Here is a 12,283-nt window from a genome sequence, read left to right as displayed (position 1 = left end):
GTGTCGGTGGTACGCCGAACGGGTGAGGGGCGAGAGAATTGCCCGATGAACAGCGAGCGCAGCGGGCGCAACGCCGACCGAAGCACAGACGGGGTGGTCCGGTGAGCAGGTACGACAGGTACGACGTCACGGACGAGCAGTGGGAGGGGCTTGCCCAGGTCGTACCTCTGCGCGGCCGCAACGAATGGCCGTCCAGGGTCGATCACCGTACGGTCCCCGACAAGGGAGCGGAAGCCGAACAGCGGCGCCTCGTCGTGCTGCGGGTCCAGGTCTTCGCTGACGCGCGGGAGGTGGCGGATTACCTCGTCGCACAGATTCCGGTGCTGCTCGATCTGACCAGTGCGGAGTCGGATGTGGCCAAGCGCATCCTGGACTTCACCAGCGGGGTGGTCTTCGGTCTGGGCAGCGGAATGCACCGGGTCGACCGGAATGTCTTCCTGCTGTCGCCGGTCGGCATGGAGGTCGAGGGGGTTACGGCGGCGGGCGTACCCGGTTCGTAGGGAGACTGCCGGTCGGGTGTTGGCCGTGGGCGTGGTGGTGGACGTCCTCCGATCGTGGGAATGCCGTCCGGGGCAGGGGTTGCCGCGGCGGGGGACATGCCACGCCGGCCGGCAGGCTCGGCGGCGGTGAGTTGAGGTATCTCGCGCTTGCCCCGGTACTCGTCACCGGACCCGGGGTGCCGGCGGTGTCGACCGGGGCGGCCGGGCACCCCAGGCCGGCGGGGACGGTGCGGAGTCAGATGCGGTGCGGGCCCGGGAGACGGCTGGGGTGACGGTGGTAGACCTGGAGCCGTGACAGAACTCGATGTACGTGCCCTGCAGCAACGGCTCGCCGCGTTCGCGGCTGCACGGAACTGGGAGCAGTACCACACCCCGAAGAACCTGGCGGCGGCACTGAGCGTCGAGGCGTCCGAACTGGTCGAAATCTTCCAGTGGTTGACGCCGGAGCAGTCGGCGCGGGTGATGGAGACGCCCGAGACGGCCCACCGGGTGGCGGACGAGGTCGCGGATGTTCTCGCGTATCTGCTGCAGTTCTGCGAGGTGTTGAAGATCGACGCACTGGCGGCACTGGCGGAGAAGATCGACCGGAATGAGACCCGATTCCCGGCGCCGGAACGCCCTGACCCCCCTGACACCACTGAGTCCCCGAATTGTCACTCTTCGGAGTGATCAACTTATTCACAGTCGACTTCGTGTCCACAGATTTCCGAATTCCCCTGGCTTTTCGGTGCTGACGCCCTCACTGTGGGTAGTGGATGAGTTGAGCGGCTTTTCGTACGGACGGGGGTACCGCATGGAAGCGGAGCGGCTTGTGGGAGTCAGTCGTCGTGCTCTGGCACAGAGCCGCGGCACACCGGACATCATTGCCGAGGCATGGCAGGCCCAGGCGCTCGCTCAGGCGATCGGCAGCCGGCTGGCGGCGGACGGGCCCAAAGAGCTACGGGGAGAGGCGCGCGGGCTCAGCGAGATCGGCGGGAGGAGCGGCGGGGCGCTGAACCACCCGGCTGCGCGGGCCTCGGTGGCGCGGGCCGCGCAGCTCTCCGAGCTCGCCGAACCGAGGGCGACGCTGACGGGGCTGGGAACACTGCTCGGGGAGGTGGGGATGGCCCTGGTCGGGGTGGCCTGCGAGACCGACGAGCAGGGGCTCTACTGGCAGTGCATGGAGGCGATCGACGCGGCCGACGAGTCCATGGACCGGGTGCACGGAATGCTCCGGCGCCTCGACGAGCAGGACCGGGAGCGGCAGGAGGACCTGGAGCGCGGCAGGGGGTGGGACGGCCCCTACGGTGTGATCCGCGGACCGGCGGGCTCGGCGGCGGGCCAGCCGTGACCACCAGGATTCGGGAGCGACACCGCCCTCCATCTGCCGGTCGATCGAAGGCGCTTCGGCAGTGGCGGCGCGCGGGAGGAAGGGAATGGCCGGCGTCCGTAGGTGCAGGATGGACGCATGGATCTTCGAATCTTCACCGAACCCCAGCAAGGGGCCGACTACGACACCCTGCTCACCGTCGCCAAGACGGCCGAGGACCTCGGCTTCGACGCTTTCTACCGTTCCGACCACTACCTCCGCATGGGCCCGGGGGACGGGCTGCCCGGCCCGACCGACGCCTGGATCACCCTGGCCGGGCTGGCGCGCGAGACCGAGCGGATCCGGCTCGGCACGCTGATGACCGCGGGGACCTTCCGGCTCCCCGGCGTGCTCGCCATCCAGGTCGCGCAGGTCGACCAGATGTCCGGCGGACGCGTCGAGCTCGGCCTCGGCGCAGGCTGGTTCGAGCAGGAGCACAAGGCCTACGGCATTCCGTTCCCCAAGGAGAAGTTCGGCAGGCTGGAGGAGCAGCTGGAAATCGTCACCGGGCTGTGGGCAACCGAGATCGGCAAGAAGTTCAGCTTCGACGGCACGTACTACCAGCTGACCGATTCGCCCGCGCTGCCCAAACCGGCGCAGGCCAAGGTGCCGATCCTGATCGGCGGTCACGGTGCGACCCGTACACCGCGGCTGGCCGCCCAGTACGCGGACGAGTTCAACATTCCCTTCGCGTCGCTGAAGGACAGCGAGAAGCAGTTCGGCCGGGTCAGGGCGGCGGCGAAGACGGCGGGCCGCGGACCGGACGACCTGGTGTACTCCAACGCCCTGGTCGTGTGCGTCGGCAAGAACGACGCCGAGGTGGCGCGGCGCGCCGCCGTCATCGGCCGTGAGGTGGCGGAGCTGAAGGCGAACGGGCTCGCGGGCTCGCCCGCCGAGGTGGTCGACAAGATCGGCAGGTACGGCGCGATCGGGTCGTCCCGGATCTACCTCCAGGTCCTGGATCTGGACGACCTGAAGCACCTGGAGCTGATCTCCTCCCAGGTCCAGTCCCAGCTCACCTGAACCGGAAGCGTTCCGGTTCACCTGAACCGGAACGATTGCGGCTCACCTGAGGCAGGAGTCGGTCCCTGAGCCAGGGACCGGTCGCCACTCACCCGGGCCAGGTCCAGGCCCGGCTCACGAGGGAGTCACCCGTGCAACCCGTCCGGTCAGCCGACGGTCCGCCCGCCCACGCGCTCGAACGTGCCCTCTTGGAGGGGGCGGTCCTGCTCGACGGCGGGCTCTCCAACCAACTGGAGGCGCAGGGCTGTGATCTGTCCGACGCTCTGTGGTCGGCCCGGCTGCTGGCCGACGGGCCGGGGCAGATCGAGGCCGCGCACACGGCCTATGTGCGGGCGGGGGCGCAGGTGCTCATCACGGCCAGCTACCAGGCGACCTTCGAGGGATTCGAGCGGCGGGGGATCGGACGGGCCCAGGCGGCGGAGCTGTTCGCCCGCAGTGTCCGGCTGGCGCGGCGGGCCGCGGGTGGGGTGGAGCGGGAGATCTGGGTCGCCGCCTCGGTCGGACCGTACGGGGCGATGCTGGCGGACGGCAGCGAGTACCGGGGCCGCTACGGGCTCTCCGTCCGGGAGCTGGAGCGGTTTCACCGGCCGCGGGTGGAGGCGCTGGCCGCCGCAGGGCCCGATGCGCTGGCGCTGGAGACAGTGCCGGACATCGACGAGGCCGAGGCGTTGTTGCGGGCGGTCGAGGTGTGCGGGCTGCCCGTCTGGCTCTCGTACAGCGTGGCGGGAGACCGGACCAGGGCGGGGCAGCCGCTGGAGACGGCCTTCGCCCTCGCCTCGGGGCACGACCAGGTGCTGGCCGTCGGGGTGAACTGCTGTGATCCGGCGGATGCGGACCGGGCGGTGCAGACGGCGGCGGAGGTGGCCGGGAAACCGGTCGTCGTCTATCCGAACAGCGGTGAGCGGTGGGACGCCGGCGGCCGGGGGTGGGTCGGCGCCCCCACCTTCGATCCGGGGAGAGTACGGGCCTGGCAGGACGTCGGCGCCCGGCTGGTGGGCGGCTGCTGCCGGGTCGGTCCGGAGAGCATCGCGAAGCTGGCCGGGCTGCTCGGCGCAGCGACGGCAGGCGAAGGGAAAGGAAAAGAAGGGAAAGGAAAAGGGGCAACAGCGCCGTAAGGGCTGTCCCGCGATCCCTGGCGGGACAGCCCTTGGGCACATGAAAATACCTGGTGGGGGGCGAGTGAAACGGACCATACTCGGACGTGTGTTCCTGACAATCAGCACGACCGGCAACCCGGAACGTCCCGCGACCGATCTCGGCTTTCTGCTGCACAAGCATCCCGAGAAGGCGCAGACGTTCTCCACCTCCCATGGCACCGCGCATGTCTTCTATCCCGAGGCATCCGCCGAGCGCTGCACAGCGGCGCTCCTGCTGGAGGTGGATCCCGTGGCGCTGGTGCGGCGCGGCAAGGGCAAGGGCCGGGGCGGCGCCCCCGATGCGGCGCTCGCGCAGTACGTGAACGACCGTCCGTACGCGGCGTCCTCGCTGCTCTCGGTTGCGATGAGCACGGTCTTCAAGACTGCGCTGAACGGTGTGTGCCGCGCACTGCCCGAACGGGCGCAGGCGCCGCTTCCGCTGCGGATCGAGGTGCCCGCACTGCCCGCACGTGGCGGCGCGGAACTGGTGCGCAAGCTCTTCGGGCCGCTCGGCTGGACGAGCGTGGACGCCGTGGCCGTACCTCTGGACGAGCAGTTCCCGCAGTGGGGGGACTCGAGGTACGTACGGCTGGTGCTGGAAGGCGAGTTGCGGCTGGCGGACGCGTTGCGGCAGCTGTACGTCCTGCTGCCGGTGCTCGACGACGCCAAGCACTACTGGGTCGCACCGGACGAGGTGGACAAGCTGCTGCGGGCCGGTGAGGGCTGGCTGGCCGACCACCCCGAGCAGAAGCTGATCACCAGCCGCTATCTGTCCCGGCGCTGGGGGCTGACCCGGCAGGCGATGCAGCGGCTCGAACTGGTGCGGCTCGCCGAGTCGGACGACCTCGACGTCGAGAGCATCGACAACGCGGTGGACGAGACGACCGACACCGAGGAGAAGCCGGTGCCGCTCGCCGAACAGCGGCGCACCGCGATCCTGGACGCGCTGCGCATCGCAGGGGCGAGCCGGGTCCTCGACCTGGGCTGCGGTCAGGGCCAGTTGGTGCAGGCACTGCTCAAGGACGTGGGCTTCACGGAGATCGTCGGCGTCGATGTCTCCGTGCGCGCCCTCACCATCGCCTCACGACGGCTGAAGCTGGACCGGATGGGGGAGCGGCAGGCCGGACGGGTCACGCTTCGGCAGGGCTCGCTCACCTACACCGACAAGCGGCTGGGCGGGTATGACGCGGCCGTGCTCAGCGAGGTCATCGAACACCTCGACCTGCCGAGACTGCCCGCGCTGGAGTACGCCGTGTTCGGTTCGGCCCGACCGCGGACCGTGCTCGTGACGACGCCGAACGTCGAGTACAACGTCCGGTGGGAGACCCTTCCGGCCGGACATGTGCGCCACGGCGACCATCGGTTCGAGTGGACCAGGGCCGAGTTCCGCGACTGGGCCCAGAAGGTGGCACAGCGGCATGGATACGGGGTCGAATTCGTTCCCGTGGGGCCCGACGACCCCGAGGTGGGGCCGCCCACTCAGATGGCCGTGTTCACGATGACCGCAGTCGATGAGACCAAGACCAAGACCAAGAGCAAGACCGAGAGCAAGAGCGAGAACGAGTCCCGGCGCGAGACCGCCGACGAGACCGAGAAGGAGGCGAAAGTCGCATGAGCAGTACTTCGCGCACGCTGCCGGTGACCGACCTCTCCCTCGTGGTCCTCATCGGAGCCAGCGGTTCCGGTAAATCCACCTTCGCCCGTAAGCACTTCAGGCCCACGGAGATCGTCTCCTCGGACTTCTGCCGCGGCCTGGTCGCCGATGACGAGAACGATCAGAGCGCCAGCCGTGACGCCTTCGACGTCCTCCACTACATCGTGGGCAAGCGGCTCGCCGCCGGGCGGCTGACCGTCGTGGACGCCACCAGTGTCCAGTCCGAGAGCCGCAAGCAGCTGGTCCAACTGGCCAGGAGCCACGACGTGCTGCCCATCGCGATCGTTCTCGACCTGCCCGAAGAGGTCTGCATCGCGCGCAACGCGGCTCGGCCCGACCGCGCCGACATGCCGCGCCACGTCATCCAGCGTCACCGTCGCGAACTGCGCCGCTCGCTGCGCGGCCTGGAGCGCGAGGGCTTCCGCAAGGTGCACATCCTGCACACCGAGGAGGAGGCGGAGCACGCCGAAGTGGTGCTGGAGCGCCGCTACAACGACCTGCGCCACCTCACCGGACCCTTCGACATCATCGGCGACATCCACGGCTGCAGTTCCGAGCTGGAGGCGCTGCTCGGCAAGCTCGGCTACGCCGACGGCAGGCACCCCGAAGGCCGCACGGCGGTCTTCGTCGGCGACCTGGTGGACCGCGGCCCCGACAGCCCCGGGGTACTGCGCCGCGTCATGTCCATGGTGTCGGCGGGTAACGCCCTGTGCGTGCCGGGCAACCACGAGAACAAGCTCGGCCGCTACCTCAAGGGCCGCAACGTCCAGCACACCCATGGACTCGCCGAGACCATCGAGCAGTTGGACCGGGAGGACGAGAAGGACCCCGCTTTCCGCGAGCAGGTGCGGGAGTTCATCGACGGGCTCGTCAGCCACTACGTGCTCGACGAGGGCAAGCTCGTCGTCTGCCATGCGGGACTGCCCGAGAAGTACCACGGGCGCACCTCCGGACGGGTCCGGTCGCACGCGCTGTACGGGGACACCACCGGAGAGACCGACGAGTTCGGCCTGCCCGTGCGTTACCCATGGGCGGAGGAGTACCGCGGCCGTGCCGCCGTGGTCTACGGCCACACCCCGGTGCCCAACACCTCGTGGATCAACAACACAATCTGCCTGGACACCGGTGCGGTCTTCGGGGGGAAGATGACCGCGCTGCGCTGGCCGGAGCGTGAGCTCGTCGACGTACCGGCCGAGAAGGTCTGGTACGAGCCGGCCAAGCCGCTGACCACCGAGGCGCCCGGGGGCAGGGAGGGCCGACCGCTGGACCTCGCCGATGTGCACGGCCGCCGGATCGTGGAGACCCGGCACATGGGCCGCATCTCGGTCCGCGGGGAGAACGCCGCGGCGGCGCTCGAAGTCATGAGCCGGTTCGCCGTCGACCCCCGGCTGCTCGGCTACCTCCCGCCGACCATGGCGCCCACCGCCACCTCGCACGAGGACGGCTACCTGGAGCACCCGGCCGAGGCCTTCGCCCAGTACCGGGCGGACGGTGTCACCAAGGTCGTGTGCGAGGAGAAGCACATGGGCTCGCGGGCGGTGGCGCTGGTCTGCCGGGACGCGAACACCGCCCGCGACCGGTTCGGCGCAGGGGGCACCTCCCACGCTTCCGGTGGTGGGGGAGACCCGACCGGGGCGCTCTACACCCGCACCGGAAGGCCGTTCCTCGACGACGTCGCACTTACCGAGGTGATCCTCGGCAGGCTGCGCACCGCCGTCACCGCCGCCGGACTCTGGGAGGAGTGGGACACCGACTGGGTGCTGCTCGACGCCGAGCTGATGCCGTGGTCACTCAAGGCCGCCGGGCTGCTGCGCTCGCAGTACGCCGCGGTCGGTGCGGCGTCCGGGGCCGTCTTCCCGCAGGCCGGCGCGGCCCTTGCGGCAGCGGTGGCACGTGGGGTGGACGTGGGCGCTCTCGCGGACCGCCAGCAGCGACGAGCCGAGGACGCGGCCGCGTTCACCGAGGCGTACCGCCGCTACTGCTGGAGCACCGAGGGCCTGGACGGGGTACGGCTCGCGCCGTTCCAGATCCTCGCCGTGCAGGGCCGCTCGCTGGCCTCCGTACCGCACGACGAGCAGTTGGCATGGCTCGACAGGCTGGTCGAGCACGATCCGACCGGGCTGCTCCAGGTCACCCGCCGGCTCGTCGTCGACACCGATGACGAGGCGTCGGTGCGCTCCGGCATCGACTGGTGGCTGGAGATGACCGGACGCGGCGGCGAAGGCATGGTCGTCAAGCCGCTCGCCGCGCTCGTGCGGGACGGCAAGGGCAGACTGGTCCAGCCCGGCATCAAGGTGCGTGGCCGGGAGTACCTCCGGATCATCTACGGCCCCGAGTACACCCGCCCGGAGAATCTGGAGCGGCTGCGCGGCCGGTTCCTCGGCCACAAGCGGTCGTTGGCGCTCCGGGAGTACGCGCTGGGACTCGAAGCGCTGGACCGACTGGCCGACGGGGAGCCGCTGTGGCGGGTCCACGAGGCGGTGTTCGCGGTGCTGGCCCTGGAGTCGGAGCCGGTCGACCCGCGGCTGTAGACGGCGGCGTCAGCGGGTTTCCCGATGAGATCAACGGAAAAACCGCTGGCGATTCGCCGGGTGAACGGCGCTCCGCACGGTGAGGATGGAGACATGGGATTCCATGTCGACTCCGAGGCCGGGCGGCTGCGCCGCGTCATCCTGCACCGCCCCGATCTTGAACTGAAGCGGCTCACCCCCAGCAACAAGAACGCGCTCCTGTTCGACGACGTGCTCTGGGTGCGCCGCGCCCGCCAGGAGCACGACGGCTTCGCGGACGTGCTGCGCGACCGCGGAGTGGAGGTGCACCTCTTCGGCGATCTGCTCCGTGAGTCGCTGGAGGTCCCGGTGGCCAGGCGGCTCGTCCTGGACCGGGTCTTCGAGGAGAAGGAGTACGGCCCGCTCGCCACCGAGCATCTGCGGGCCGTCTTCGAGGAGCTGTCCAGCGCCGAGCTGGCCGAGGCGCTGGTCGGCGGGATGACAAAGCGGGAGTTCCTGGAGCGGCACAGCGAGCCGACCTCCGTCCGCTTCCATGTCATGGATCTGGACGACTTCCTGCTCGGCCCGCTGCCGAACCATCTCTTCACCCGGGACACCTCGGCCTGGATATACGACGGGGTGTCGATCAACGCGATGCGCTGGCCGGCCCGGCAGCGCGAGACCGTCCACTTCGAGGCGATCTACCGTCACCACCCGCTCTTCACCGGCCCCGACGCAGGCGTCTTCCACCACTGGTCGGAGGGGCAGCACGACTACCCCTCCACCATCGAGGGCGGCGACGTACTGGTCATCGGCTGTGGGGCCGTACTCATCGGGATGAGCGAGCGCACCACCCCGCAGGCGGTGGAGATGCTGGCCCGCAGACTGTTCGATGCCGGCTCGGCGCACACGATCGTGGCGCTCGACATGCCCAAGCGCCGGGCGTTCATGCACCTCGACACGGTCATGACGATGATCGACGGCGACACCTTCACCAAGTACGCGGGCCTGGGCATGCTCCGCTCGTACACCATCGAGCCCGGTGAAGGGCCGAGGGACCTGAAGGTCACCGACCATCCGCCCGAGCACATGCACGACGCGATCGCGCACGCCCTGGGCCTGGACTCGATCAGGGTCCTCACGGCCATCCAGGATGTGCACGCCGCCGAGCGCGAGCAGTGGGACGACGGCTGCAATGTGCTGGCCGTCGAGCCGGGCGTCGTCGTCGCGTACGAGCGCAACGCCACGACCAACACCTACCTGCGGAAGGAGGGCATCGAGGTCATAGAGATCCGCGGCAGCGAACTCGGCCGGGGCAGGGGCGGCCCCCGCTGCATGAGCTGCCCCGTGGTACGTGATGCGGTATAGCGGTGCATGACCTGGTGCGGCGGTGGGTTCGCACGGTCTCCCGTATAGCGATGCAGGCATTCGTATAGACTTCCAGGGTCACTGTATGTGCGATCCCGCCCCCGACCCAGGAGCAGTCCCATGGCCATAGACCTCGCAGGCCGCCACTTCCTCAAGGAGCTGGACTTCACGGCCGAGGAGTTCCGCGGCCTGATCGACCTCGCGGCCGAGCTCAAGGCCGCCAAGAAGTCGGGGACCGAAGTGCAGCGCCTGCGCGGCAAGAACATCGCGCTGATCTTCGAAAAGACTTCCACCCGCACGCGCTGCGCCTTCGAGGTGGCGGCCGCCGATCAGGGTGCGTCCACGACGTATCTCGACCCCTCCGGCTCGCAGCTGGGGCACAAGGAGTCGGTGAAGGACACGGCCCGCGTCCTCGGCCGGATGTTCGACGGCATCGAGTACCGCGGTGACAGCCAGGCGGCCGTCGAGGAGTTGGCTGCGTACGGCGGCGTTCCGGTATTCAACGGACTCACCGACGACTGGCACCCGACCCAGATGCTCGCCGACGTCCTCACCATGGCCGAGCACAGCGAGAAGCCGCTGGAGCGGATCGCCTTCGCCTACCTCGGCGACGCCCGCTTCAACATGGGTAACTCCTACCTGGTCACCGGCGCCCTGCTGGGTATGGACGTGCGGATCGTCGCGCCCAAGTCGTACTGGCCGGCCGAGGAGATCGTCACCGAGGCCCGCAGGCTCGCCGAGGCCAGCGGTGCGACCGTCACTCTCACCGAGGACATTGCCGGGGGCGTCAAGGGTGCGGACTTTGTCACCACCGATGTCTGGGTCTCCATGGGTGAGCCCAAGGAGGTCTGGGGTGAGCGCATCCAGGCCCTCGCGCCGTACGCCGTGACCATGGACGTCCTGCGCGCCACCGGCAATGCCGACGTGAAGTTCTTGCACTGCCTCCCGGCCTTCCACGACCTCGGCACCGAGGTCGGGCGCGAGATCGAGGCCGCCTACGGGCTGACACAGCTGGAGGTCACCGACGAGGTCTTCGAGTCCACGCACTCGGTCGTCTTCGACGAGGCCGAGAACCGGTTGCACACCATCAAGGCCGTTCTGGTGGCAACCCTGGCGGCCACAGACTGATCGCTGCATGATCATGCGTCCGATTGGGTGAACATGCGTAAAGGCGACTAATATGTTGTCTCCTGGTGGGGTTCGAGCTCGCACGCTCGAACCCCATTTTCATGGGTCACCAGAGCCCGGAGCTCCCCTACGTGCCCCGGGTGCACACCCCCCACGTGCTTCACCAGAGAAGAGACCATCCCCGTGAGTCCGCTACGTCCGCCGAGCTCCCCGCACCCCTCGGGGCCGCGCATCAAGAACCCTCACCAGCTGATCGCCGAGTCCGGCGCCGACCTGGAGGGGCACGGCCTCAAGCGCACCATGGGACTCTTCCAGCTGGTGTGCTTCGGTGTCGGCGCCGTCGTCGGCACCGGCATCTTCGTCGGCCTCTCCGACAGCGTCGCCGAAGCGGGCCCCGCGGTCGTGCTGTCCTTCGTGCTCGCCGCGATCACCTGCATCTTCACCGCGTTCTCCTTCGCCGAGCTGGGCAGCGCGATCCCGGTGTCCGGCAGCTCGTACTCCTTTGCCTACGCGACCCTCGGTGAACGCATCGCGTTCCTCGTCGGCTGGTGTCTGCTGCTGGAGTACGGAGTCTCGGTCTCCGCGGTCGCCGTCGGCTGGAGCCAGTACGTCAATGAGCTGCTGTCCAGTCTGTTCGGCTGGCAGCTGCCCGCGGCGCTCTCGGCGGGGCCCGGCGACGGCGGAGTGATCAATCTGCCCGCGGTCCTGGTGGTCATGATGGCCGCCACCCTGCTGGTGCGCGGCGTCCGGGAAAGCGCGGGGGCCACCACCGCGATGGCGGTCCTCAAGATCGCCATTCTGATCGTTTTCTGCGTCATCGCGTTCACGGCCTTCGAGCACGGGAATCTCACGCCGTTCGCCGCCCACGGGGTGGGCGGGGTGACCGCCGGTGCGTCGCTGGCGTTCTTCTCGTACATCGGCTTCGACGCCATCACCACCGCGGGCGAAGAGGTCAAGAACCCGCGGCGGAACATCCCGATCGCGATCATGGTCTGCATCGGCCTGGTCACCCTGCTCTACTGCGCCGTCGCGCTCGCGGCCATCGGTGCCCTCGGCCCGGAGGCCGTCGCCGACAAGCCGGCCGCCCTTTCGATCGTCGTCGACCAGGTCACTGGCTCGACCGTCGGCGGTGGAATCATCGCCTTCGGAGCGGTCGTCGCGATCGCATCCGTTGTGCTCACGGCGATGTACGGGCAGACCCGCATCCTGATGTCGATGTCCCGCGACGGTCTGATCCCCCGGGTCTTCGAGCGGGTCTCGCCGCGGACGGCGACGCCGGTCGCCAACACCTGGATAGTGGCCGTCGTCTTCGCGATCCCGGCAGCCTTCTCGTCGCTCGACGTGGTGGTGAACCTGACGACCATCGGCACGCTGGCCATCATGGTCGCGGTGAACATCGCGGTGATCGTGCTGCGCCGCCGCAACCCTGAGGTGGCGGGCTCGTTCCGGGTGCCGCTCTACCCGCTGAGCCCGCTCCTGGGCGTCGCCTTCTGCCTCTATCTGATGTACGGGACGGGCCGGGCGGCCTGGGTGCAGTTCGCCGTCTTCCTGATCGCCGGCGCGGCGGTGTATGCCTTCTACGGCCGCAGCCGCTCCCGGCTGGCCGCTGCCGAAGCCGGCCGATGAGGGAGCGGTCG

General features: G+C 69.2%; 10 protein-coding genes. All 10 read left to right on the top strand.

What is annotated here, in order from left to right; translation table 11 throughout:
• Window positions 1–101: 101 nt before the first annotated feature.
• The 10 genes from ACH4EW_RS13285 (at window position 102) to ACH4EW_RS13240 (ending at window position 12,272) form a co-directional block, all read left to right on the top strand.
• The gene (locus ACH4EW_RS13285) at window positions 102–500 is read left to right on the top strand and encodes a cell division protein SepF (RefSeq protein WP_398255483.1); all 399 of its coding nucleotides are present in this window, start codon (window positions 102–104) and stop codon (window positions 498–500) included.
• 291 nt (window positions 501–791) lie between these two features.
• Window positions 792–1,169 carry a nucleotide pyrophosphohydrolase gene (locus ACH4EW_RS13280; RefSeq protein WP_398255480.1) on the top strand — a complete coding sequence of 126 codons (378 nt, stop codon included), beginning with the start codon at window positions 792–794 and terminating at the stop codon, window positions 1,167–1,169.
• A gap of 124 nt (window positions 1,170–1,293) precedes the next feature.
• On the top strand, window positions 1,294–1,830 hold the full coding sequence (locus ACH4EW_RS13275; protein WP_398255478.1) for a DUF6099 family protein: 537 nt from the start codon (window positions 1,294–1,296) through the stop codon (window positions 1,828–1,830).
• 117 nt (window positions 1,831–1,947) lie between these two features.
• Complete coding sequence (locus ACH4EW_RS13270; RefSeq protein WP_398255475.1) at window positions 1,948–2,871, top strand: LLM class F420-dependent oxidoreductase; 924 nt, start codon at window positions 1,948–1,950, stop codon at window positions 2,869–2,871.
• Window positions 2,872–3,002: 131 nt separating this feature from the next.
• Complete coding sequence (mmuM, locus tag ACH4EW_RS13265; protein ID WP_398255473.1) at window positions 3,003–3,986, top strand: homocysteine S-methyltransferase; 984 nt, start codon at window positions 3,003–3,005, stop codon at window positions 3,984–3,986.
• Window positions 3,987–4,074: 88 nt separating this feature from the next.
• Window positions 4,075–5,622 carry a 3' terminal RNA ribose 2'-O-methyltransferase Hen1 gene (locus ACH4EW_RS13260; RefSeq protein WP_398255470.1) on the top strand — a complete coding sequence of 516 codons (1,548 nt, stop codon included), beginning with the start codon at window positions 4,075–4,077 and terminating at the stop codon, window positions 5,620–5,622.
• Complete coding sequence (locus ACH4EW_RS13255; RefSeq protein WP_398255468.1) at window positions 5,619–8,192, top strand: polynucleotide kinase-phosphatase; 2,574 nt, start codon at window positions 5,619–5,621, stop codon at window positions 8,190–8,192. Before ACH4EW_RS13260 ends, ACH4EW_RS13255 begins: the two co-directional genes overlap by 4 nt.
• A gap of 93 nt (window positions 8,193–8,285) precedes the next feature.
• Window positions 8,286–9,518, top strand: coding sequence for an arginine deiminase (locus ACH4EW_RS13250; RefSeq protein WP_398255465.1), 1,233 nt, complete (start codon window positions 8,286–8,288; stop codon window positions 9,516–9,518).
• 120 nt (window positions 9,519–9,638) lie between these two features.
• Window positions 9,639–10,646 carry an ornithine carbamoyltransferase gene (gene argF, locus ACH4EW_RS13245; protein WP_398255462.1) on the top strand — a complete coding sequence of 336 codons (1,008 nt, stop codon included), beginning with the start codon at window positions 9,639–9,641 and terminating at the stop codon, window positions 10,644–10,646.
• Between the two features lie 183 nt (window positions 10,647–10,829).
• Window positions 10,830–12,272, top strand: coding sequence for an amino acid permease (locus ACH4EW_RS13240; RefSeq protein WP_398255459.1), 1,443 nt, complete (start codon window positions 10,830–10,832; stop codon window positions 12,270–12,272).
• The last annotated feature ends 11 nt before the right edge of the window (window positions 12,273–12,283 follow it).

Source organism: Streptomyces sp. NPDC018000, assembly GCF_044328025.1.
In the GTDB taxonomy this organism is placed as follows: Bacteria; Actinomycetota; Actinomycetes; order Streptomycetales; family Streptomycetaceae; genus Streptomyces.
This window is presented reverse-complemented; position numbering and strand designations above follow the sequence as displayed.

Bases quoted from the DNA above. Each gene is read 5' to 3' on its own strand.
- ACH4EW_RS13275 (WP_398255478.1), top strand. From the start codon at position 1,294: ATGGAAGCGGAGCGGCTTGTGGGAGTCAGTCGTCGTGCTCTGGCACAG.
- ACH4EW_RS13270 (WP_398255475.1), top strand. From the start codon at position 1,948: ATGGATCTTCGAATCTTCACCGAACCCCAGCAAGGGGCCGACTACGAC.
- ACH4EW_RS13255 (WP_398255468.1), top strand. From the start codon at position 5,619: ATGAGCAGTACTTCGCGCACGCTGCCGGTGACCGACCTCTCCCTCGTG.
- ACH4EW_RS13250 (WP_398255465.1), top strand. From the start codon at position 8,286: ATGGGATTCCATGTCGACTCCGAGGCCGGGCGGCTGCGCCGCGTCATC.
- argF (WP_398255462.1), top strand. From the start codon at position 9,639: ATGGCCATAGACCTCGCAGGCCGCCACTTCCTCAAGGAGCTGGACTTC.